Source organism: Pseudomonas sp. UFMG81, assembly GCF_015354575.1.
Classification (GTDB): domain Bacteria; phylum Pseudomonadota; class Gammaproteobacteria; order Pseudomonadales; family Pseudomonadaceae; genus Aquipseudomonas.
Genome location: NZ_JACAFQ010000005.1, coordinates 53,371 through 76,135 on the forward strand (window position 1 = coordinate 53,371; position 22,765 = coordinate 76,135).

A 22,765-nucleotide genomic window follows, 5' to 3' on the forward strand; every position below is an offset into this window, starting at 1 on the left:
GTTCAATCGGGATCACCGGTTGTCGCCTTATGCCCAATGGATTGGACGATTCAGAAATAAATGATAAGAACGGCTATTGGAAAAGGCTAAAATGCGCGACCCCAGCCAACCGCTGACCCATATTCCATGCGCCCCACAAGGTTCGCTCAGTGATCGAGTTTCAACATGTCCACAAGACCTACCGCGTCGCCGGTAGGGATATCCCGGCCCTGAACCCGACCAGCCTGACCATCGAAGATGGCCAGGTGTTCGGCCTGATTGGCCACTCCGGTGCCGGCAAGAGCACCCTGCTGCGCCTGATCAACCGCCTCGAAGCACCGTCCGGTGGCAAGATCATCGTCGACGACGAAGACGTCACCGCCTTCGACGCCAACCAGCTGCGCCACTTCCGCCAGCAGGTCGGGATGATCTTCCAGCACTTCAACCTGCTGGCCTCGAAAACCGTCGCCGACAACGTCGCCCTGCCGCTGGTACTGGCCGGTGAGCTGTCGCGCAGCGCGATCGACAAGCGCGTGACCGAACTGCTGGCCCGCGTCGGCCTGTCGGACCACGCCAAAAAGTACCCGGCCCAGCTGTCGGGCGGGCAGAAGCAACGCGTCGGCATCGCCCGCGCCCTGTCCACCAACCCCAAGATCCTGCTGTGCGACGAGGCCACCAGCGCCCTCGACCCGCAGACCACCGCCTCGGTGCTGCAACTGCTGGCCGAGATCAACCGCGAACTGAAACTGACCATCGTGCTGATCACCCACGAAATGGACGTGATCCGCCGGGTCTGCGACCGCGTGGCGGTGATGGACGCCGGGCAGATCGTCGAGCAAGGCCCGGTGGCCGATGTGTTCCTGCACCCGCAGCACGCCACCACCAAGCGCTTCGTGCAGGAAGACGAACAGGTCGACGAAGGTGAGCAGCGCGACGACTTCGCCCACGTGCCCGGGCGCATCGTGCGCCTCACGTTCCAGGGCGATGCCACCTACGCGCCGCTGCTGGGCACCGTGGCCCGCGAAACCGGCGTGGACTACAGCATCCTCGCCGGGCGTATCGACCGCATCAAGGATGTCCCCTATGGCCAGCTCACCCTCGCCCTGATCGGCGGTGACATGGAAGCGGCGTTCGCCCGCTTCAAGGCAGCTGACGTACATATGGAGGTACTGCGTTGATGGACGCCCTGAATTTCTTCGCCAACGTCGACTGGGCCGAAATCTGGCTGGCCACCGTCGACACCATGATCATGCTGTTCGGCTCGCTGTTCTTCACCGTGCTGCTGGGCCTGCCGCTGGGCGTGCTGCTGTTCCTCTGCGGGCCGCGGCAGATGTTCGAGCAGAAGGGCGTGTACGCCTTGCTGTCGCTGGTGGTGAACATCCTGCGTTCGCTGCCGTTCATCATCCTGCTGATCGTGATGATCCCGATTACCGTGCTGATCACCGGCACCTCGCTGGGCGTCGCCGGTGCCATCCCACCGCTGGTGGTCGGGGCCACGCCGTTCTTCGCGCGCCTGGTGGAGACCGCCCTGCGTGAAGTGGACCGCGGGATTATCGAGGCCACCCAGTCGATGGGCGCCACCACCCGCCAGATCATCACCAATGCGCTGCTGCCCGAAGCCCGCCCGGGCATCTTCGCGGCAATCACCGTCACCGCCATCACCCTGGTGTCCTACACCGCCATGGCCGGCGTGGTGGGCGCGGGCGGCCTGGGCGACCTGGCCATCCGCTTCGGCTACCAGCGCTTCCAGACCGACGTGATGGTGGTCACCGTGGTGTTGCTGCTGGTGCTGGTTCAAGTTCTGCAGAGCGTCGGCGACAAACTGGTCGTGCATTTTTCCCGTAAGTAACCCCAATGGGGTCGGCCCGGCCGACCCGTTCGGGGGCCGTCGCGGCCCTCACAAGGAGTGATCAATGAAGAAGCTGCTTGCTGTTGTCGCCGCCGTCGCGGCCTTCTCGGCCCACGCCGAAACCCTGACCGTCGCCGCCACCCCGGTGCCCCACGCCGAGATCCTCAACTTCGTCAAACCGCAACTGGCGAAAGAGGGCGTAGTTCTGAAGGTCAAGGAGTTCACCGACTACATCCAGCCGAACGTGCAGGTGGCGGAAAAACGCCTGGACGCCAACTTCTTCCAGCACCAGCCGTACCTGGATGAGTTCAACAAGGCCAAGAAGACCGACCTGGTCAGCGTCACCGGTGTGCACATCGAGCCGCTGGGCGTGTACTCCACCAAGGTCAAGAAGCTCGACGAACTGGCCTCCGGCGCCACCGTGGTCATCCCCAACGACGCCACCAACGGCGGCCGTGCCCTGCTGCTGCTGGACAAGGCCGGCGTGATCAAGCTCAAGGACAACAGCAACATCCTGTCCACCGTGAAGGACGTTGCCGAGAACCCGAAGAACATCAAGTTCCGCGAGCTGGAAGCCGCCACCATTCCGCGCGTGCTGACCCAGGTCGATGCCGCCCTGATCAACACCAACTACGCGCTGGAAGCCAAGCTCAACCCGGAGAAGGATGCTCTGGCCATCGAAGGCAGCGACTCGCCTTACGTGAACATCCTGGTAGCGCGCCCGGACAACAAGGATTCCGACGCCATGAAGAAGCTGGCTGCGGCCCTGCACTCGCCTGAGGTGAAGCAGTTCATTACCGAGAAGTACAAAGGCGCTGTGGTTCCAGCGTTCTAATCGACACCTGAAACAATCGCGNGCTCAACCCGGAGAAGGATGCTCTGGCCATCGAAGGCAGCGACTCGCCTTACGTGAACATCCTGGTAGCGCGCCCGGACAACAAGGATTCCGACGCCATGAAGAAGCTGGCTGCGGCCCTGCACTCGCCTGAGGTGAAGCAGTTCATTACCGAGAAGTACAAAGGCGCTGTGGTTCCAGCGTTCTAATCGACACCTGAAACAATCGCGCTTGACCAGCCCCGGCAACTGCGCCGCCAGCTTCTGGTTGTTGAACGGCGCACGAATGAACCCACGCTGACGCCCATCCGGCCCCACGACCGCCAGGTTGCCGCTGTGATCCACGGTGTAGCCCGGCTTGCTGGTGTCAGCCGGAATGAACGGAATGCTCAGGCCGTTGGCCAGCTTCTGGGTATCTTCGATAGTCCCCGCCACGCCAACGAAATCCTTGTCGAAATAGCCCAGGTACTGCTTGAGCTGGTTCGGCGTGTCGCGGTTCGGGTCCACGCTCACCAGCACCACCTGCAAGCGCTCCAGCGTCTCCTTGGGCAGCTCGCTCTTCACCTGGCGCAGCTGGGCGAGGGTGGTTGGGCAGATGTCCGGGCAGTAGGTGTAGCCGAAGAACAACAGCGACCACTTGCCCTTGAGCTGATCCAGTTCGAGCGGCTGGCCATTCTGGTCGGTCATGGTCACATCCGGCACGGTGCGGCTCTGCGGCAGCAGGATGATGCCGGCATCGATCAGCTCGGTGGGGTTCAGTTGCCCACGGTCATTGAGCACCTTGTTGACGGTCAGGCCCATGATCAGCGCGACCAGGGCAACGAGGATGAAGACGGTTTTCTGGGTTCGGGTCATAGGTTCAGCAACAAGTAGTGGTCAACGAGCAACGCGATGAACAGCGCGAACAGGTAGCCGATAGAGTACTTGAACGTGTTGATCGCCGCGTGCGGCCGGGTGCCACGGTACAACACCCAGGCCCAGTGCAGGAAGCGCAGGCCCAGCACCAGGGCGCAGGCGAGGTAGAGCGGCCCGCTCATGTGGATGGCGTAGGGCAGCAGGCTCACCGCCAGCAGGATCAGGGTGTACAGCAGGATATGCAGCGCCGTGTAGCGCTCGCCGTGGGTCACCGGCAGCATGGGAATATCGGCTTTTTCGTACTCGTGCTTGCGGTGAATGGCCAAAGCCCAGAAGTGCGGCGGGGTCCAGGCGAAGATGATCAGCACCAGCAGCAGTGGCTCGGCGCTCACATGCCCGCTCACCGCCACCCACCCCAGCAGCGGCGGCGCCGCGCCGGCCAGGCCGCCGATCACGATGTTCTGCGGCGTGGCACGCTTGAGATAGCCGGTGTAGAGCACCGCGTAACCGAGCAGCGAGGCCAGTGTCAACCAGGCGGTCAGGGTGTTGGTGAAGGCCAGCAGCACGGCCATGCCCGCCAGCGCCAACAGCAGGGCGAACAGCAGCGCCGGCAGCGGCGCGACCCGGCCCTGGGCCAGCGGGCGCTTGTGCGTGCGGGCCATCAACGCATCGATGCGTCGGTCCACCACATGGTTGACCACTGCCGCCGCGCCTGCACACAAGGCGATGCCGAGGTTGCCGAACAGCAGCACGCTCCAGGCCACCCCCGCACGGGTGGCGAGGAACATACCCACCAGCGAGGTGATCAGCATCAGCACCACCACCTTGGGCTTGGTCAGTTCCAGATAGTCGCGCCAGCCGGCGCGCTGACCTTCCGTGCTCAGAAGCGTCGCCACGAATCGTTCCTCATGTGATGGGTGATACCCACATTGGTGATAGGCCGCAGGCGCCAGCCCTGGCCCACGCGTACCTTGTCGGCCACGCGGATGCGGTAGTTCACCAGCACCATGGTCAACAGCAGCACGGCGCCACCGGCGTTGTGCGCCACGGCCACGCCCAGCGGCAGATGCAACAGCACATTGCTCACGCCCAGGCTCACTTGCAGCGCCAGGGCCAGCAACACCAGGCGCGCCAGGGCGCCCAGGCCATGTCGGTGCAACTTCCAGCTCAGCAGCAACAGCACCGCCGCCACCATCAAGGCGCCGAGGCGGTGGCTGATATGGATGGCGGTGCGCGCATCGCTGTCCAATTGCCCGCCCAGGTAGTTGGGGCCGACGTGCTGGGTCAGGTGGAAGCCGTTGCTGAAGTCCGCCGCCGGCCACCACTGGCCATGGCAGGTGGGCAGGTCGATACAGGCCACGGCGGCGTAGTTGGCGCTCACCCAACCCCCCAGGGCGATCTGCCCGATCACCACCAGCAGGGCCAGGGCCGCGATCCGGCGCAGGCTCAACGGCAGTTTCGGCAATGGCGCAAAGGCCCGGGATAGACGCAGGGATAGCAGGAACAACAGGCTCAAGGTGGTGAACCCACCGAGCAGATGCGCGGTGACCACCTGCGGCCAGAGTTTCAGGGTCACCGTCCACATGCCAAAGGCAGCCTGGGCCAGCACCACCCCCAGCAACAGCACCGGCAGGCGGTAGGGTTGGCCGTCACGGGCATGCCGGCGCACGGCCTGGAAGGTGAGCAGGGCGATCACCAGCGCCAGGGTGCCGGCGAAGTAGCGGTGGGTCATCTCGGCCCAGCCCTTGGCTTCTTCCACCGGATGCTCGGGAAAGTGCAGCTCGGCATGGGCCAGCTGCGCTTCGGTCTTGGGCACCCCGATGAAGCCATAGCAGCCCGGCCAGTCGGGACAACCGAGGCCGGCGTGGGTCAGGCGGGTGTAGGCGCCGAGCAGCACCACCAGCAGCGCCAGCAGGGTGGCGAACACAGCGAGGCGGAATCCGGGTCTGGCCATGGCAGGCTCCTAGCCAATGTTGGACAGCTTCAGCAGGTGGCGCAGGTCGTCCAGCACCTGCTTGCCGTTGGCCTTGGCGTCGTAGCGCAGCACCAGGTTGCCGTGGGGATCGACGATCCACAGCTGCGGCCCGGGCTCGCCAACCTTCTGCCGGTAGCGCGCAGCGTCCAGCGGATAACGCTGCAGCTGCGGATACTCCCGGCCCAACAGCGCCTGGTAATCCGCCGCCAGTGGCTGGGCTGCCGCCAGGGCATGGCTGGCCCGGCTGGCGTCGCGGCCCAGGCCGATCTGGATCTGCCGGGCCAGGTACACCAGCTGCCGGCAGTCCTCGGCGCAGGCTTCGGGGGCGCTGACCAACAGTTGCCAGCGCTCATCCGCGGCGTTGATGCCGATATCGGCGCGGCCCTCGCCGTTGCCGATCATCGCGCCGTGATAGCTGCGCCCCTCCGGCACCCAGAAGTCGAGTTTGTACATGCTGGTGGCGAGGATCATCGGCCCGAGCACGACAAACAGGATCAGCAACAACTGCAGGCGCCCACGGGCCTTGCGACCCTCAGGCGCGTCGAGTGGACGCGTGGCGGCGGTCATGGCGGTTCTCCTTGTTGTGTCGGTGCCAGCCGAAATAGAGGTAGAGCAGCACCAGCGTGGTCGCCAGGGCAAACCACTGCACGGCGTAGCCCAAGTGCTTTTCCGGGCCCATGGCCACCACCGGCCAGTCCAGCCGGTAGCTGGCGGGGCCCGGTTCCAGGCGCAGTTCATGGGCGAAGCCTTCACGGCCCAGCTGCTGCCAGAGCGCGGCGGCATCCACTGCAGTCAGCAGGTGCGGCCACTGGCCGCCCGCGGGGTCGGGGTGAAGCTGGAAGGTCTTGCCTGGGGCCACATAGACCGAGGCATCCAGGGCCAGGGGCTGGTCGGGGGTGTCGAAACGTACTGGCACACGGCGGTCGGGCCAGGGCAGCCAGCCACGGTTGACCAGCAGCCACTGGCCGCTGGCCTGGTCGTGGAAGGGTTGCAGCAGCTCGACGCCAGCCTTGCCGTCGCGCATCTGGTTGTCCAGCAGCAGGCTGTGGCGGGGGTCGAAGCGCCCATAGAGGTGCACGCGGTAGAACGCCGGGTCGGCCAGTTGATCGAGCTGCGCGCTGGCCAGTGGCGCCTCCACCCGGCGCTCGGCGTAGCGTTCCATGAGCACACGCTTGTCATCGGCCCGCCCCAGTTGCCAGCAGCCGAGCGCGATCAAACCCGGCAGCAGCGCGAGCACCACCAGGGTCGGGATCCAGCCGGGGCGGAACGGCTTCACCGTGGCCCCGCAAGGTCGAACGCTATACTTGCACTCATCACCGCATCCCCCCGGAGTTTCGCCATGCTCAAGGCCGCGATTGTCCTGATGCTGCTGGCCACCGTTGCCAGCCTGTTCAGTGGCCTGGTGTTCCTGGTCAAGGACGACGACCAGTCGACCCGGCTGCTAAAAGCCCTCACCGTGCGCGTCACCCTGGCGGCCCTGACCATCGGGCTGGTGGCCTGGGGGTTCATCAGCGGACAGCTGGTTTCCCACGCGCCGTTCTAGCGTTATCACCGTCCTCTGTAGGAGCGGCCTTGTGTCGCGATGGGCTGCAAAGCAGCCCCAAAACAGGCGACATGGTTTATCTGAAATACCTCATTGCCTGACCTTGGGGCCGCTGCGCGCCCCATCGCGACACAAGGCCGCTCCTACAAAGGATCGCGCCGCCCGTCAAAGCACATACACAAAGATGAACAACCCCACCCACACCACATCGACGAAGTGCCAGTACCAGCTGGCCGCCTCGAAACCGAAGTGCTTGTCCGGGTTGAAATGCCCGCGCAGCACCCGGCAGAACATCACGATCAAGATCAGCGTGCCCATCGTCACGTGCGCACCGTGGAAGCCGGTGAGCATGAAGAACGTCGCCCCGTAGATGCCCGACCCCAGGGTCAGCCCCAGCTTGTTATAGGCCTCGTGGTACTCGTAGGCCTGCAACGCCAGGAACGCCAGCCCCAGCACGATGGTCAGCCCCAGCCACAGCTTCAGCGCCCCGCGATGCCCCTTGCGCAAGGCATGGTGGGCAATGGTCACGGTCACGCTGGAGCTCACCAGCAAAATGGTGTTCATCAGCGGCAGGTGCCACGGGTCGATGACCTCTTTAGGCGGCGGGAACAGCTTCGGGTCCGGCGTGTGCAGCAGCGGCCAGGCGAACTCGAAACTGGGCCAGAGCATGTGCGCCACGCCCTTGGCTCCTTCACCACCCAGCCACGGCCCGGCCAGCACGCGCACGTAGAACAGCGCGCCAAAGAAGGCCACGAAGAACATCACCTCGGAAAAGATGAACCAGCTCATGCCCCAACGGAACGAGCGATCCATCTGCGCGCTGTACAAGCCGGCATGGCTCTCCTTGATCACCGCGCCGAACCAGCCGAACAGCATGTACGCCAGGAACAACGCGCCGATGAAGAAGATCAGCGGCCCGTGGGAGTCCGGGTGCCCGGCCTTGAGGTCGTTGAACCAGGTGCCCAGGCCGAACACGGTGATGAACATGCCGATCGTGGCGATGATCGGCCATTTGCTCTGCGCCGGGACGTAGTAGTGCTCGTGGCTTGCCATGACGTATCTCCTTCCCTCAACGGGCGCCCTCGGTCGCGGCTTGGGCGACCGGGGGGTGGCGAGCGGTGATGTCGAACAGGGTGTAGGCCAGGGTCAGGTATTTCACCGAGTCCGGCAGGTCGCGGTCGACGATGAAGCGCACCGGCATCTCGATGCGCTCACCGGGCTGCAGCACCTGCTGGGTGAAGCAGAAGCACTCGGTCTTGTGGAAATACGCCGCCGCCTCGGCCGGGGTGATGCTGGGGATGGCCTGGGCGCTCATGGGGTGCTTGGTCGGGTTGCGGGCAATGAAGATCATCTGGTTCACCGCCCCCGGGTTGACCTCGATCTGGTCGGCGCTGGAGTGGAACTCCCAGCTCATGTCGCCGGCGTTGGTCGACATGAACTGCACCCGCACCGAGCGCGTTGGGTCGCTCACCTGCGTGCCCTCGTACTGCCCGCCGGTCTTGCCGTTGATGCCGAAGGCCTTGCACATCACGTCGTAGATCGGCACCAGGGCAAAGCCGAAAGCAAACATCACCACGGTCAGCATGACCAGGCGGGTGACCAGGCGTTTGAGCGACAGGCCGTCCATGGGCGGGCTCCTACTTCACTTCCGGCGGGGTTTGGAAGGTGTGATAGGGCGCCGGCGACGGGATCGACCACTCCAGCCCCTCGGCACCGTCCCACGGCTTGGCCGGTGCCGGCGCGCCGCCACGGATGCACTTGATGACGATGAACAGGAAGAAGATCTGCGTGGCGCCGAACATGAACGCACCGATCGACGAGACCATGTTGAAGTCGGCGAACTGCAGGTTGTAGTCGGGGATCCGCCGCGGCATGCCGGCAAGCCCGACGAAGTGCATGGGGAAGAAGGCCAGGTTCATGCCGATGAACGACAGCCAGAAGTGCAGCTTGCCCAGTGTTTCGTCGTACATGTGCCCGGTCCACTTGGGCAGCCAGTAGTAGGCCGAGGCGAAGATGCCGAAGATTGCGCCGGGCACCAGCACATAGTGGAAGTGCGCCACCACGAAGTAGGTGTCGTGGTACTGGAAGTCCGCCGGCGCAATGGCCAGCATCAACCCGGAGAAGCCGCCGATGGTGAACAGGATGACGAAGGCGATGGCGAACAGCATCGGCGTCTCGAAGGTCAGCGAGCCCTCCCACATGGTGCTGACCCAGTTGAACACCTTCACCCCGGTGGGCACGGCGATCAGCATGGTGGCATACATGAAGAACAGCTCGCCCACCACCGGGATGCCGACCACGAACATGTGGTGGGCCCAGACGATGAACGACAGGAAGGCGATCGCTCCGGTGGCGTAGACCATCGAGGTGTAGCCGAACAGCGGCTTGCGCGAGAACGCCGGGATGATCGAGCTGACCGCGCCGAACGCCGGCAGGATCATGATGTACACCTCGGGGTGGCCGAAGAACCAGAACACATGTTGGAACAGTACCGGGTCACCGCCACCGGCGGCGCTGAAGAAGCTGGTGCCGAAGTGGATGTCCATCAGCATCATGGTCACCACGCCGGCCAGCACCGGCATCACCGCGATCAGCAGGAACGCGGTGATCAACCAGGTCCAGACGAACAGCGGCATCTTCATCAGGGTCATGCCGGGGGCACGCAGGTTGAGGATGGTGGCGATCACGTTGATCGCGCCCATGATCGAGCTGATGCCCATCAGGTGGATGGCGAAGATGAAGAAGGTCACGCTGGCCGGGGCGTAGGTGGTCGACAGCGGGGCGTAGAAGGTCCAGCCGAAGTTCGGCCCGCCGCCCGGGCTGAACAGGGTCGAGACCAGCAGCAGGAAGGCCGCCGGCAGCAGCCAGAAGCTGAAGTTGTTCATCCGTGGCAGGGCCATGTCGGGGGCACCGACCATCAGCGGGATCATCCAGTTGGCCAGGCCGACGAACGCCGGCATCACCGCGCCGAACACCATGATCAGCCCGTGCATGGTGGTCATCTGGTTGAAGAACGCCGGCTCCACGATCTGCAAGCCCGGCTGGAACAACTCGGCGCGGATCACCATGGCGAACGAGCCGCCCAGCAGGAACATGGTGAAGGCGAACCACAGGTACATCGTGCCGATGTCCTTGTGGTTGGTGGTCAGCACCCAGCGCATCAGGCCCTTGGCCGGGCCGTGGGCGTGTTCATGGCCGTGGGCGTGGTCGTCGATCACTGCACTCATGTCCTGTCTCCTGCAATCCACTGACTGCCGCGAGTAACCCGGTTCATTGCGCTTCGGCCTGCTTGAGCGCCAGCACGTCCTTCGGCGTGACCATGTCGCCCTTGTTGTTGCCCCAGGCGTTGCGCTCGTAGGTGACCACGGCGGCGATATCGACTTCCGAGAGCTGCTTGCCAAACGCCGCCATCGCGGTGCCGGGCTTGCCGTGGAAGACGATGCTCAGGTGGCCTTCCTTCGGCCCGGTGGCGATCTTCGAGCCCTTGAGCGCCGGGAACATCGGCGGCAGGCCCTGGCCCTCGGCCTGGTGACAGGCCACGCAGGTGGTGTGGTAGACCTTGTCGCCACGCGCCACCAACTCGTCGAGGGTCCATTCCTTGCTGGTCAGCTCCTTGAGCTTGGCCGCCTCGGCCTTGCGCTCACCGAGCCAGGTGTCGTAGTCGGCCTTGGACTTCACCTCGACCACCACCGGCATGAAGCCGTGGTCCTTGCCGCACAATTCGGTGCACTGGCCGCGGTAGATGCCGGGTTTCTCGACACGGGTCCAGGCCTCGTTGACGAACCCGGGGATGGCGTCGCGCTTGACCGCGAAGGCCGGCACCCACCAGGAGTGGATCACGTCGGCGGCGGTCACCAGGAAACGCACCTTGGCACCCACCGGCAGCACCAGCGGCTGGTCGACTTCGAGCAGGTAGTGCTCGTCCTTGGGCGCCTTGTTGTGGATCTGGTCGGCGGGGGTGGCCAGGTTGCTGAAGAACTCGACGTCCTGGCCCAGGTACTTGTAGTGCCACTTCCACTGGTAGCCGGTGACCTGGATATCGATATCCGAGTCGGTGGCGTCATAGATGTCGATGAGGGTCTTGGTGGCCGGGATGGCCATGGCCACCAGGATCAGGAAGGGCACCACGGTCCAGAGGATTTCCACCCAGGTGTGCTCGTGGAAATGCGCGGGCTGCTGGCCGGTGGAGCGGCGGTGGATGACCATCGACCAGAACATCGCGCCGAACACCACGATGCCGATGATCACGCAGATCCAGAAGATGGTCATGTGCAGGTCGAACACGGCGTGGGAGACGTCCGTCGCCCCGGGTGCCATGTTCACCGTCCATGCCGCCTGTGCCTGACCAAACAGCGACCACAGCAGGAGGCCCATCCAGACATGTGGATGTCGCATCATTGCGGGTTCCCCTTCTCGTTCTTGTAGTCCCGGGAGGCGTGGACGACCTGCTACGACAAAGGAGGGAACGGTGGCCAAGACTGCCTGGCTTCGACGACCGAGCCCCCTGCTTAAGGCAGTCGGGCCTCATCAACGAATCACGTTTCACCGGGAGTATAGTCACCGACCAATGGCACGCAATGAACGCCATGAAATCACTTTCACGCAACCAAACGTTTGCGCTGAAAGCCGCATGGATACTGGCGCGGGACACAATGATGGCACATTGATATAGCTATTTTCCTACACGTGCCTCAGAGATATAACAAATGCGTCTTAGGCATTCTCGTAAGCAAGCTAACTTAGTGTCTTCCGTTTGTAACGCCTTGTCCCTGGAGTTGTCATGAACATCGCTGCTGTACGCGAGCAGATCGAAAATGCCCATCAACATGAGAGCCGCACAGGCCAACTGAAAGCCCGTCTGGAACAGCAACTGCCGCACCTGCATCCTTCGATCCAACTACCCCAGCAGGACGCCCAGGGTACCTTGGCGCGCTTCGTCGGCGCCTACATCAACGAAGTCCCGGAGCTGCTCGAAGCCGCACACAGCGTGGCGGTCGAGGCCGGTATCGAGTCGCAGATCAAACCGGTGCTGAAAATCGCCGAAGCCTATTTCCTGCAGCCGCCCAGCGTGATGGCCGGGCATGTCGGCCTGGACTGCCTGCTGGATGAAGCCTACCTGGCACACCGGCTGGTGGAGGAGGTCAACGACCTGTATATCCGCCACTTCCAGCAACCGCTGATTCCGGTGGATACCACGGTGGCCAACCTGATCGCCCATCAGCTGATTGGCGAGACGTTTGCCAACCAGCTGGATGAGGTGGTGCACCATTCGGTGGATGAGATGCTCAATGACGAGAGCTTTGCTGCGGAGTCGGTGGAGCTTTATCGCGACAAGTTGTCGAGCCCGGCGACGGGGGAGGCATGGAAACGCTGGCCGTGCCTGTCGCGCCAACTGGGCGTTGAGCTGGGCCAGTCGGCCTGAATTCAACATTGATGCAACCTGGGCCGGCCTCTTCGCGGGCAAGCCCGCTCCCACAGGTACAGCGTTGTCCTTGAGAACAGCGCCGTACCTGTGGGAGCGGGCTTGCCCGCGAAGAGGCCGCTACATACTCACGCTAAACCCCAACCCCCGCCGTAGTCCGCAACCTTCCCTCGACCCGCCGTTTCAACCGCCGCTGCTCCAGCACCAACCGCGTGCCCTTGGCCGCACTGCTGCGCCCCCAATCCTCCAGCAGTTCCAGGCAGGAATGGTCGATGTAGCTCAGGTTGCCCAGCGGCACGTGCAAGGTCGTCCCCTCCGGCACCGTATCGAGTACCTGGGTCAGCGCCGGTACCTTGAGGAAGGTCGCCGCCCCGCTCAGGCGCAGTTCCATGTGCCCCGGCTGATCCAGCGCCACCAGGTTGATCTTCAGCCGCGCCGCCTTCAGTGCCAGCTTCAGCAGCGTCAACGCAAAGCCCAGTAGCACGCCCGTCAGCAGGTCGGTGAAAACAATCGCCAGCGCGGTCGCGGCATAGGTGAACATCGGCATGCGCCCATAGCGGCTCAACCCGCGGAACGCTTTGAAGTCCACCAGTTTCACTCCGGTGTATACGAGCACGCCCGCCAGGCTGGCCACCGGGATCTGCTGCAGTATGCTGCTCAAGACAACGACGAAGGCCAGCAACCACACCCCATGCAAGATCGCCGACGCGCGGGTTTGCGCCCCAGCCTGCACGTTGGCCGAGCTGCGCACGATCACCCCGGTCATCGGCAACGCGCCGAGCACACCGCAGAGCATGTTGCCGATGCCCTGCGCCGACAGCTCACGGTCGAAATCCGAACGCTGGCCGCTGTGCATACGGTCTACGGCGGCAGCCGACAACAGGGTCTCGGCACTGGCGATGAAGGCCAGGGCGAAGGCCGCCACCAGCAGGGTCGGGTCGGCCAGCTTGAGCAGGTCGTCCGGGCGCAGCCAGTCGATGGCCTGGGACAGGTCCGACGGTACCTGCACGCGGTTGACCGGCAGCGCCAGCCACATGCTGATGGCGGTCATCGCCGCCACCCCCAGCAATGCGCCCGGGATGAAGCGCAGCCGCTGTGGGCGCAAGCGCTCCCAACCCCACATGATGGCAATCGTGCCCAGGCCCAGCGCGCCGGCCTGCCAGCCACTGCCCGCGCTTTCCAGCGGCAGCGCTGCGGCCAGCGTGGCCGGGAAGCCCAGCAAGTTATCCACACCCGACGGTTGCGGTGCGCTATCGAACATCACATGCACCTGGGACAGCACGATCAGCACACCGATGCCGGCGAGCATGCCGTACACCACCGCTGGCGCGGTCACCCGGAACCAGCAGCCCAGCTTCAATCGCCCGGCGAGCAACTGCAGCAGGCCCGCCAGCAGCAGGATGGGCCCGAGCATGGCCACGCCATGCTGGCGCACCAGCTCGAACACCAGCACCGCCAGGCCCGCCGCCGGGCCACTGACTTGCAGTGGCGAGCCGGCCAGAAAGCCCACCACGAGGCCGCCGATGATCCCGGTGATCAGCCCTTTGGCCGGTGGCATGCCGGAGGCGATGGCAATGCCCATGCACAAGGGCAGGGCCACCAGGAAAACCACCACTGAAGCGAGCAACTCGCGCGGCAATGCCGCTTTGATCTGTGTCTTGTTCACCATGACGCTCCTTTATCGATACACGGCCATTCCTCTGGCCGCGCGCACTGGGGACCCTGAATCGCGCGCAGGCGCGGGCCGCCAGCGGGTGTGCCGGCAAGGCGTTCAGGGGAATTCAAGGCAGGCGAAGGCCGCGCCGCACCCGTGGGGTGCAGCCGGCTATCAAGGTTTGTTCAGCGTGGTCGGGTCGCTTAGTAGCGGCCTCTCGGTGTAGCGCAAGGGATCGGCTGGCCTGCGGTCAGCGGCAGGAAGCGATCGCTGGCGGCATCGTAGGCTTCGATCTGGCTGGTCTCGATGTCGTACAGCCAGCCATGGATGTGCAGCTGGCCCGCGGCCAGGCGCGAGGCCACCGAAGGGTGGGTGCGCAGGTGATGCAGCTGGGCGATGACGTTTTCCTTGGTCACCAGTTGCATGCTTTCGTGCGGGGTGTCGCAGGAGCAGTTGTCTTCGACCACGGTCCGCGCCACTTCGGCGTGGCGCAGCCAGGCCGCGACGGTCGGCATCTTGTCCAGCGAGTGCGGGTTGAGCACCGCGCGCATGGCGCCACAGTCGGAGTGGCCGCAGACGATGATGTGGTGCACGCCCAGCGCCAGCACCGCGTATTCGATGGCACTGGAGACGCCACCGTTCATCTGCCCATACGGCGGCACCACGTTGCCGACGTTACGGGTAACGAACAGGTCGCCCGGCGAGCTCTGGGTGATCAGCTCGGGGACGATGCGCGAGTCGGCACAGGTGATGAACATCGCGCGGGGTTTCTGCGCGGTGGCCAGCTTCTTGAACAGCTCTTGCTGCTCGGGGAAAACCTCGGTGTGGAACCGCAGGAAGCCGTCGACGATATGCTTCAGGGCGGCATCGGCACTTTCGGTCGGTGCGGCCGGGACAACCTTGGATGGGTCCTTGATGGGCATGATTCATCCTCTTGACGGTTTGAAGGTAAGTTCCATGTTACCGGGGAAAGATTATGGCTATGCGGGGATTTAGATGACACGCACAGGCAATAGATCACAGTCGGGGTGGACTGGGGGCCTACGCTAGCGGAGAAAACTTAACTGAAACTTAATTTGGACGGCTCTAGAACGGGCGTTCCAGAGGTTTTAGGCGGGAGCTGGATAATAGCAAAAAAGCATCAGTTGCCAATAGCCATGACAGATTTTAGTACCTTGCATTAGCCACATTGGGGATAGCTGTGGGAGCAACTGTCTTGCACAGGTTTCTGTAGGAGCGGCCTTGTGTCGCGAAAGGGCCGCAAAGCGGCCCCGGCGATCTTGGGCGTACTCAAGAACCTGGGGGCGCTGCGCACCCCTTTCGCGACACAAGGCCGCTCCTACAGGGATCGCGCCAGGTTTTAAATTGTGAGCAAGACAGTTGCTCCTACAGCCATTGCGCAATGCGTCAGAACAACGCCATCTGCCCGCCCGGTGGGCAAAACGCCGTGCAATCGAGCGCCAGCTCCTCCCGTCCCTCGAACCCCAAGCGCCTCGCCGCCTTGCGAAACCGCTGCGCCAGCAGCTCGGCGAACACACCTTCACCGCGCATCCGCGCGCCAAACCGGCTGTCGTACAGCTCGCCGCCGCGGCTCTGGCGAATCAAGCTCAGCACATGGGCTGCGCGCTGTGGGTAGTGGTCCAGCAACCACTGTTCGAACAACGGCGCCACTTCCAGCGGTAGGCGCAGCATCATGTAGGCCGCGCTCTGGGCGCCGGCGTCCTTTGCCGCCTCCAGCAGGTGCTCCAGTTCACTGTCGTTGATCATCGGGATCATTGGCGAACACAGTACGCCCACCGGCACACCGGCCTCGCGCAGGACCCGAATCGCACGCAAACGCGCTTTCGGCGCCGCTGCCCGTGGTTCCAGCGTGCGCTTGAGCTCATCGTCGAGGGTGGTGAGGCTGATCATCACCCGTGCCAGGCGCTGGCTGGCCAGTTCGCTGATCAGGTCGAGATCACGCAGGATCAGCGAGCCCTTGGTGACGATGGTCACCGGGTGACGGTAGCGCAGCAGCACCTCCAACAGCCGCCGGGTGAGTTGCTGCTCACGCTCGATGGGCTGGTAGGGATCGGTGTTGGAGCCCAGGTTGATCGGTGCGCAGACGTAGCCCGGTTTGCTCAGCTGCTGTTCGAGCACCTCGGCGGCGTTGGTCTTGGCGATCAGCTTGGTTTCGAAGTCCAGGCCGGGGGAGAGGTCCCAATAGGCGTGGCTGGGGCGGGCGTAGCAGTAGATGCAGCCGTGCTCGCAGCCGCGGTAAGGATTGATGGAGCGGTCGAAGGGCAGGTCGGGGGAGGTGTTGCGGGCGATGATGGTCTTGGCCGTCTCGATGCGCACCTCGGTGCCTTGGGTGAGCGGGACTTCCTGGTACCAGCCGTCGTCCTCGGCCACCGAAATGCTCGGGGCGAAGCGGTTGTGGGGGTTGGCGGCGGTGCCACGGCCACGAAGAGGGGTTGGCTTCATGATGGAAAACCCGGATTACTGTATGCGCATACAGTAATCCGGGTTTTCCTTGAGCACCAGTGCCGTCAGGCGGATTGCAAAGGGCTGCTGCGCAGCCCATCGCCGGCAAGCCGGCTCCCACAGAAAAGCGCGATACCCTGTGGGAGCCGGCTTGCCGGCGATGGGCCGCAAAGCGGCCCCAGTCTCACTCAGGCTTCTTCAGCTTCGGATTGGGGAAGAACTGCACCGTCTGCACCTGCACTTTCACAGGCGCCGCCTTCGGTGCCAGGTGGTTGACCCGCGTACCGAGCTCAGTAGGTACCGACAACCCCTGTTCGTTCAGGGTATCGGTGAACCCGCAGCCCACGCACTCGCGGTGCGGCACGCCATCCACGCTCCACATCATCAGCTTGTCCATCTCGCTGCACGCCGGGCAGACTGCCCCGGCGATGAAGCGTCGCTTGGTTATGCTCACGGCTACCTCACTCATGCCGCTGCGTCCTCGCTCAGGCCGCAGTGGCGCAGCAGTGCATCGATGGAAGGCTCACGGCCACGGAAGTCGACGAACAGCACCATCGGCTCGCGGGAACCGCCCCGGGCCAGGATCGCCTCGCGAAACGCGCGGCCGGTCTCGGCATTGAGTACGCCTTCTTCTTCGAAACGCGAGAAGGCATCGGCCGACAGCACTTCGGCCCACTTGTAGCTGTAGTAACCCGCCGCGTAACCGCCCGCGAAGATGTGCGCGAAGCTGTTGGGGAAGCGGTTGTACGCTGGCGGGCGCATCACCGTGACTTCGTCGCGCACGCCTTCGAGCACCTGCAGCACGCTGCGGCCGTCGCCATGGGTAGCGTGCAGTTCGAAGTCGAACAGCGAGAACTCCAGCTGGCGCACCATCATCATGCCGGACTGGAAGTTCTTCGCCGCCAGCATCTTGTCCAGCAGGTCCTGGGGCAGCGGCTCGCCGGTCTCATAGTGGCCGGAGATCAGCGCCAGGCCCTCAGGCTCCCAGCACCAGTTCTCCATGAACTGGCTGGGCAGCTCCACCGCATCCCAGGCCACGCCGTTGATGCCGGATACGCCCGCATGCTCGATGCGGGTCAGCAGGTGGTGCAGGCCATGGCCGAACTCGTGGAACAGGGTGGTGACTTCGTCGTGGGTGAGCAACGCTGATTTGCCAGGCGTGGCCGGGGTGAAGTTGCACACCAGGTTGGCCACCGGGCTCTGCAGCGAGCCTGCTGCGGTGCGGCGATGATCGCGTGCGCCGTCCATCCAGGCACCGCCACGTTTGTTGGCGCGGGCGTAGAGGTCGAAGAAGAAGCGCCCGACGTGCTGGCCGTTCTCCTTGATCTCGAACAGGCGCACGTCCGGGTGCCAGCTGTCGAAGCCCTTGAGCTCGGTGATCTCGATGCCGTACAGGCGCTGGACGATGGCGAACAGGCCGGACAGCACCTTGTCGATCGGGAAGTAGGCGCGCAGGGTTTCCTGCGACACGCTGTAGCGCTGCTCACGCAGCTTCTCGCCGAAGTAGCCAGCGTCCCAGCTGGCCAGCTCCGGGGTGCCCTGTTCGGCGGCGTAGGCCTTGAGCTGCGCAAGGTCCTGGGCGGCGAACGGCTTGGAGCGCTTGGCCAGGTCGCGCAGGAAGCTCAGCACCTGGTCGCTGGACTCGGCCATCTTGGTGGCCAGGCTCAGCTCGGCGAAGTTCGCGTAGCCCAGCAGCTTGGCCAGCTCCTGGCGCAGGTCGAGGATCTGCTCCATCACCGGGCCGTTGTCGAACTGGCCGGCATTCGGGCCCTGGTCGGAGGCGCGGGTGCAGTAGGCGGCGTACAGCTCTTCGCGCAGGGCGCGGTCGCTGGCGTAGGTCATTACCGCGTAGTAGCTGGGGAACTCCAGGGTGATCAGCCAGCCGTCGAGGCCCTTGGCCTGGGCCGCGGCAGCCATCTGCGCCTTGGCCGAGTCGGTCAGGCCAGCCAGCGCGGCTTCGTCGGTGACGTGCTTGGTCCAGGCTTGCGTCGCATCGAGCAGCTGGTTGGAGAAGCGGCTGCCCAGCTCGCTGAGGGTGCTCTGCACTTCGGCGTAGCGCTGCTGCTGGTCGGCCGGCAGGTCGATACCCGACAGGCGGAAATCGCGCAGGGCGTGGTCGATGATGGTCTTTTGCGCCACATCGAAGCTCAACGCCTCAGGGCTGTTGGCCAGGGCTTGATAAGCGTCGAACAGGGCGCGGTTCTGGCCCAGCTCGGTGGAATAGGCGCTCAGCGCCGGCAGGCAGGACTCGTAGGCCTCACGCAGCTCCTGGCTGTTGCACACCGCGTTGAGGTGGCTGACCGGGCTCCAGGCGGCGCCCAGGCGGTCGTTGAGTTCATCCATGGCCAGCACCAGGCCGGCCCAGGTCGGGTTGTTGCCCTGCTTCTCGAGGATGTCGGCGATGGCCTTGCGGTTGTCGGCAAGGATCTGCTCGATCGCCGGCAGCACATGCTCGGCGCGGATGGCCGAGAAGGGCGGCAGATCATGGGACTGCAGCAGCGGGTTGTTCGCACTCACGGTTCGGGTACCTTGGCAGGAGAAACACGGGACCATCTTAATTACAATCGACGCCGACCGCAGCAGGCAGCCTGCCTATCGGCATTGCAGAGGAACACTATCATGGCCCTCCGGACGTTCCGGGAACACACGCCGAAAGTTGGACCGCGCGCCTTCGTCGACCGTTCGGCGGTGGTCATCGGCGACGTCGAGATCGGCGAAGACAGCTCGATCTGGCCGCTGACCGTGGTGCGCGGCGACATGCACCGCATCCGCATCGGCGCGCGCACCAGCGTGCAGGATGGCAGCGTGTTGCACATCACCCACGCCGGACCCTTCAACCCGGATGGTTTCCCGCTGATCATCGGCGACGAGGTGACCATCGGTCACAAAGTCATGCTGCACGGCTGTACCCTGGGCAACCGCATCCTGGTGGGCATGGGCAGCACCGTGATGGACGGCGCCATCGTCGAGGATGAAGTGATCATCGGCGCCGGCAGCCTGGTGCCGCCGGGCAAGCGCCTGGCCAGCGGCTACCTGTACATGGGCAGCCCGGTGAAACAGGTGCGGCTGCTGAGCGAGCAGGAGCACGCCTTCTTCGCCTACACCGCCGGCAACTACGTCAAGCTCAAGGACCAGCACCTGGCCGAAGGCTACGACCAACCGGAATGACCGCATCGCGGGGCAAGCCCGCTCCCACAGGCACCGCGAAACCCTGTGGGAGCGGCGGTTCGCCGCTGCGATTTACCCGCGAAGAAATGCACGACTTCAAGTGGAACCCTTACATGCACCAGCAGAACATCCTCTTCGACCTCGACGGCACCCTGACCGACCCACGCCTGGGCATCACCCGTTCGATCCAGTACGCCCTGGCCAAGCTGGGCATCGACGAGCCCGACCTCGCCCGCCTCGAACACTTCATCGGGCCACCCCTGCTGCAGGCGTTCATGCAGTTCTACAGCTTCGACGAGGTCAAGGCGTGGGACGCGGTGAATTTCTACCGTGAGCGTTTCAAGGTGACCGGTCTGTACGAGAACCTGGTGTTCGACGGCGTGCCGCAGCTGTTGCAGGCACTCAATGACCAGGGCCGAACGCTGTACATCGCCACCTCCAAACCCTGGGAGTTCGCCCGCGAGATCGCCCGGCACTTCGCCTTCGACCATCACTTCAAGGTGATCTATGGCAGCGAGCTGGACGGCACGCGCACCAACAAGGTCGAGTTGATCCGCCACCTGCTGGACGAGGAAGGACTCGACCCGGCGCAGACCTTGATGATCGGTGACCGCAAGCACGACCTGATCGGCGCGCGCAGCAATGGCTTGCAGGCGGTGGCGGTGGGGTATGGGTTCGGTAGCCGCGAGGAACTGGAAGCCGAGGCGCCGGCGTTCCATTTCGAAACTTTGGCCGAGATGCACCAAGCGTTCGTTCGCTGAAGATCTGGGGCCGCTTTGCGGCCCTTCGCGGGCAAGCCCGCTCCCACAAGTGTTGTGCCGCTGTTGAGGCCAGCGCCGTACCTGTGGGAGCGGGCTTGCCCGCGAAGGGCTGCAACGCAGCCCCAAAATCTCAAAGGCTGGCCATCAACCTTGCAAGCGCCGCCTTGCGCGCTTCGATCGGCAATCGTCCCAGCGCCTCAACCCGCTGATAAAACCGCAGCCAATCCCCACCAACCTCTTTGAACAGCTGCGAAAACGCCGGCACCCACTGGTCATACAGCCCGAACGGCAACAACTTCGCATTATTCATAGGCCCATACACCCAGGCATCGAAACGCCGATCCCCCGCCCAGTCCCACGCCTGCACCTCACGGTACTCGCGCCGCAACCGTTCGAACTCCGCCTGCTTGGCCACCCGCTTGCCCGCGTCATCCAACGGCCCGGCATAGATCGCCTGCAAACGCTCACGGCTGGCCAGCACCAGGCGGATGAACTGCTCGCGCTGTGCCGCCCCCACATCCTCCAGTGCAGCCAGGCCCCGCGCCGCGCGCCATTGCCGGGTGCCCTCCTGCTCGACGAACGAGGCGAACGACTCGTTGAACTCGGTATCGTCCTGCACATAGAAGCGCTGGTGCGCCAGCTCGTGGAAGATCACCGTGGCCAGACGCTCGTCGCCCCAGCCAACCATCGTCGACAGGATCGGGTCGTCGAACCAGCCCAGGGTGGAATAGGCCTCCACGCCCCCTACGTAGACATCCAGCCCATCCTGGCGCATCAGTGCCGCCGCACCTCGGGCCGCACCCTGCTGGTAATAGCCGCGATACGCCACGCAACCGGCGATGGGGAAGCAATGGGTGACCGGCTGCAACGACAGCTCCGGGGTGGCGAACACGTTCCACACCACATAGGGCCGACCCAGATCGGCGTAAAGCCGATAGCTGTGGTTGTCCGGCAACTTGAGCTGCTCACTGGCAAACACCCGCGCCTGCTCCGCAAAAGCCAGGCGCTGGCGTAACTGGGGGGTAGTGGCAGGGTCCGCGATCACCCGCTCCACTGGCTGGCGCGCCCACAACAACTGCCATTGACCCTCGGCCAACTGGCCGTAGTAGGCCACGCTGGAACAACCGCTCAGCAGAAGCCCCAATGCCACGGGAACAAAACGCCTGAAAACGCAGTCCAGAGCCCGACGGCTGCAGCGCATGAAAAGAAAAAGTCCAAACATCGAGGCTGTCTATCTCGCTCGTCGGCCGAATGCGACCAAGACTATCTTGCCAAGGGGAAGCTTCGCCATGCGTACTCAGTTTGCCGTCTGCGCGCTCATGCTGTTGTCCGGCTGCGCCACGTTGCCCAACCCAGACCCGAACCAGGCCTGGATCGACCTGGCGCCCGGTGACAACGACTCGCTGCATGCCGTCCAGGTGGACGAACGCGACTGGGCCGATACCCGCTTTTTCGAAGTACAGCCCGGCAACCACGAGCTCACCGTGCGCTACCAGTTCGCCGTGACACCGAGCAACATAGGCCCGGTAGACGAGCCGCTGTGGCGCGACTGCCAGCTCAACCTTACCTACAAGGACTTCGCCGCCGGCCAGCGCTACCAGATGCAAGCGGGCAGCATTGGCTTTCGCCCCTGGATCAAACTCTATGACCAGCAGCAAAAACTGATCGGCCTGGGTGAACCAGCAGGCTGCCAACGTACCTGAAGGCCCCGAACGGCGCTATGCTTGTAGCCTGTGAATCGCGAGCGGGAGTTTCACCATGCGCCAGCCCATGATGCTGATGGCCCTCAGTGCCCTGGGGGCTTGCGCCAGCCCCTTGCCCCCCGCCGACCCCGGCAAGGCCTGGATCGACATGTACACCATCACCCCCGGCCGCACCCTCATGGCCGACCGCCTCGACGGCAAGCGCCTCAACGATGGCCGCTACTTCCAAGTGACGCCGGGCAAGCACGAACTGGTGGTGCGTTTCGACTACGAGATCTATGCGAGCGGCTTCGGAACCGACCCCACCGAGCGAACCTGCTACCTCACCGTGCGCTACAACGACTTCAAGGCTGGCGAACGCTATCGCCTGGAAGCCCGAGCCCCGGCGATGCAGCCGCAGGTGCTGCTGTACGACGCCAGCCGCAAGGTGGTCGTTAACGAGCCGAGCAACGTGAGCTGCATTCCCTGATGATCCAAGGCTGGCTACGTCCTTGTAGGAGCGGGCTTGCCCCGCGAACACCGGCAAAGCCGGTGCCATGCACCACGTAGCCCGCCATCG

At 64.2% G+C, this 22,765-nt stretch carries 23 protein-coding genes and 2 pseudogenes; 10 read left to right on the top strand and 15 right to left on the bottom strand.

Translation table 11 applies throughout. The features are described from left to right. Nucleotides 1-149: 149 nt before the first annotated feature. The 4 genes and pseudogenes from IX761_RS05270 to IX761_RS05285 all read left to right on the top strand — a co-directional run. Nucleotides 150-1,157, top strand: coding sequence for a methionine ABC transporter ATP-binding protein (locus tag IX761_RS05270; protein ID WP_194788577.1), 1,008 nt, complete (start codon nt 150-152; stop codon nt 1,155-1,157). Beyond that, nucleotides 1,157-1,828: a methionine ABC transporter permease gene (locus tag IX761_RS05275; protein WP_011531522.1), complete on the top strand. Its 672-nt coding sequence runs from the start codon at nt 1,157-1,159 to the stop codon at nt 1,826-1,828. The genes IX761_RS05270 and IX761_RS05275 overlap by 1 nt, the downstream gene beginning before the upstream one ends. A 64-nt stretch (nt 1,829-1,892) precedes the next feature. Next, the gene (locus IX761_RS05280) at nt 1,893-2,663 is read left to right on the top strand and encodes a MetQ/NlpA family ABC transporter substrate-binding protein (RefSeq protein WP_194788578.1); all 771 of its coding nucleotides are present in this window, start codon (nt 1,893-1,895) and stop codon (nt 2,661-2,663) included. 23 nt (nt 2,664-2,686) lie between these two features. Then, a pseudogene (locus IX761_RS05285) lies at nt 2,687-2,872 on the top strand (MetQ/NlpA family ABC transporter substrate-binding protein); the annotation flags it as partial. Between the two features lie 15 nt (nt 2,873-2,887). On the opposite strand, the pseudogene IX761_RS05290 reads toward IX761_RS05285, so the two are convergent. From IX761_RS05290 to IX761_RS05310, 5 genes and pseudogenes are all read right to left on the bottom strand, one after another. Then, nucleotides 2,888-3,517, bottom strand: a pseudogene (locus tag IX761_RS05290) (SCO family protein); the annotation flags it as partial. Next, nucleotides 3,514-4,413 (bottom strand): heme o synthase, encoded by a 900-nt coding sequence (cyoE, locus tag IX761_RS05295; protein WP_194788579.1) that lies wholly within the window; start codon nt 4,411-4,413, stop codon nt 3,514-3,516. The gene cyoE and the pseudogene IX761_RS05290, both read right to left, overlap by 4 nt. Next, nucleotides 4,398-5,471, bottom strand: coding sequence for a COX15/CtaA family protein (locus IX761_RS05300; protein ID WP_194788580.1), 1,074 nt, complete (start codon nt 5,469-5,471; stop codon nt 4,398-4,400). The genes cyoE and IX761_RS05300 overlap by 16 nt, the downstream gene beginning before the upstream one ends. 9 nt (nt 5,472-5,480) lie before the next feature. Continuing rightward, a complete protein-coding gene (locus IX761_RS05305; RefSeq protein WP_194788581.1) occupies nt 5,481-6,059 on the bottom strand; it encodes a hypothetical protein in 579 nt (192 codons plus the stop codon). Beyond that, on the bottom strand, nt 6,025-6,768 hold the full coding sequence (locus IX761_RS05310) for an SURF1 family protein (RefSeq protein WP_194788582.1): 744 nt from the start codon (nt 6,766-6,768) through the stop codon (nt 6,025-6,027). Before IX761_RS05310 ends, IX761_RS05305 begins: the two co-directional genes overlap by 35 nt. Before the next feature lie 63 nt (nt 6,769-6,831). Between IX761_RS05310 and IX761_RS05315 the strand changes: the two genes are divergently transcribed. Further along, nucleotides 6,832-7,035: a twin transmembrane helix small protein gene (locus IX761_RS05315; RefSeq protein ID WP_194788583.1), complete on the top strand. Its 204-nt coding sequence runs from the start codon at nt 6,832-6,834 to the stop codon at nt 7,033-7,035. A 165-nt stretch (nt 7,036-7,200) separates the two neighbouring features. On the opposite strand, the gene IX761_RS05320 is transcribed toward IX761_RS05315, so the two are convergent. Genes IX761_RS05320 through coxB form a run of 4 tightly spaced genes read right to left on the bottom strand, consistent with a single transcriptional unit; the run spans nt 7,201 to nt 11,433 of the window. Further along, complete coding sequence (locus IX761_RS05320; RefSeq protein ID WP_194788584.1) at nt 7,201-8,088, bottom strand: cytochrome c oxidase subunit 3; 888 nt, start codon at nt 8,086-8,088, stop codon at nt 7,201-7,203. Between the two features lie 16 nt (nt 8,089-8,104). Continuing rightward, on the bottom strand, nt 8,105-8,662 hold the full coding sequence (locus tag IX761_RS05325; RefSeq protein WP_194788585.1) for a cytochrome c oxidase assembly protein: 558 nt from the start codon (nt 8,660-8,662) through the stop codon (nt 8,105-8,107). 10 nt (nt 8,663-8,672) lie between these two features. Further along, nucleotides 8,673-10,262, bottom strand: coding sequence for a cytochrome c oxidase subunit I (ctaD, locus tag IX761_RS05330; RefSeq protein WP_194788586.1), 1,590 nt, complete (start codon nt 10,260-10,262; stop codon nt 8,673-8,675). A 43-nt stretch (nt 10,263-10,305) separates the two neighbouring features. Further along, nucleotides 10,306-11,433, bottom strand: a complete 1,128-nt coding sequence (coxB, locus tag IX761_RS05335) for a cytochrome c oxidase subunit II (RefSeq protein ID WP_194788587.1) — start codon at nt 11,431-11,433, stop codon at nt 10,306-10,308. Between the two features lie 382 nt (nt 11,434-11,815). Here coxB and IX761_RS05340 point away from each other — a divergent pair, with 382 nt between their 5' ends. Next, entirely contained in the window at nt 11,816-12,457 is a 642-nt protein-coding gene (locus IX761_RS05340; protein ID WP_194788588.1) for a hypothetical protein, read from the top strand. 133 nt (nt 12,458-12,590) lie between these two features. Here the strand turns inward: IX761_RS05340 and IX761_RS05345 are convergent, their stop codons facing one another. From IX761_RS05345 to prlC, 5 genes are all read right to left on the bottom strand, one after another. Continuing rightward, nucleotides 12,591-14,126: a SulP family inorganic anion transporter gene (locus IX761_RS05345; RefSeq protein ID WP_194788589.1), complete on the bottom strand. Its 1,536-nt coding sequence runs from the start codon at nt 14,124-14,126 to the stop codon at nt 12,591-12,593. Nucleotides 14,127-14,314: 188 nt separating this feature from the next. Next, the gene (locus IX761_RS05350; protein ID WP_194788590.1) at nt 14,315-15,034 is read right to left on the bottom strand and encodes a carbonic anhydrase; all 720 of its coding nucleotides are present in this window, start codon (nt 15,032-15,034) and stop codon (nt 14,315-14,317) included. A gap of 484 nt (nt 15,035-15,518) precedes the next feature. Beyond that, nucleotides 15,519-16,574 (bottom strand): PA0069 family radical SAM protein, encoded by a 1,056-nt coding sequence (locus IX761_RS05355; RefSeq protein WP_228533252.1) that lies wholly within the window; start codon nt 16,572-16,574, stop codon nt 15,519-15,521. A gap of 184 nt (nt 16,575-16,758) precedes the next feature. Then, on the bottom strand, nt 16,759-17,043 hold the full coding sequence (locus tag IX761_RS05360; protein WP_194788591.1) for a YheV family putative zinc ribbon protein: 285 nt from the start codon (nt 17,041-17,043) through the stop codon (nt 16,759-16,761). Further along, a complete protein-coding gene (gene prlC / locus IX761_RS05365) occupies nt 17,040-19,091 on the bottom strand; it encodes an oligopeptidase A (protein WP_323744558.1) in 2,052 nt (683 codons plus the stop codon). The genes IX761_RS05360 and prlC overlap by 4 nt, the downstream gene beginning before the upstream one ends. Before the next feature lie 102 nt (nt 19,092-19,193). Between prlC and IX761_RS05370 the strand changes: the two genes are divergently transcribed. Next, a complete protein-coding gene (locus tag IX761_RS05370; protein WP_194788593.1) occupies nt 19,194-19,742 on the top strand; it encodes a gamma carbonic anhydrase family protein in 549 nt (182 codons plus the stop codon). Nucleotides 19,743-19,855: 113 nt separating this feature from the next. Then, on the top strand, nt 19,856-20,503 hold the full coding sequence (locus IX761_RS05375; RefSeq protein ID WP_194788594.1) for an HAD family hydrolase: 648 nt from the start codon (nt 19,856-19,858) through the stop codon (nt 20,501-20,503). A gap of 130 nt (nt 20,504-20,633) precedes the next feature. Here the strand turns inward: IX761_RS05375 and IX761_RS05380 are convergent, their stop codons facing one another. Beyond that, complete coding sequence (locus tag IX761_RS05380) at nt 20,634-21,704, bottom strand: aminopeptidase (protein WP_194788595.1); 1,071 nt, start codon at nt 21,702-21,704, stop codon at nt 20,634-20,636. 88 nt (nt 21,705-21,792) lie between these two features. On the opposite strand from IX761_RS05380, the gene IX761_RS05385 reads away from it, so the two are divergent. Next, the gene (locus tag IX761_RS05385) at nt 21,793-22,206 is read left to right on the top strand and encodes a hypothetical protein (RefSeq protein WP_194788596.1); all 414 of its coding nucleotides are present in this window, start codon (nt 21,793-21,795) and stop codon (nt 22,204-22,206) included. A 55-nt stretch (nt 22,207-22,261) separates the two neighbouring features. Beyond that, the gene (locus IX761_RS05390; protein WP_194788597.1) at nt 22,262-22,675 is read left to right on the top strand and encodes a hypothetical protein; all 414 of its coding nucleotides are present in this window, start codon (nt 22,262-22,264) and stop codon (nt 22,673-22,675) included. Nucleotides 22,676-22,765 lie beyond the last annotated feature (90 nt).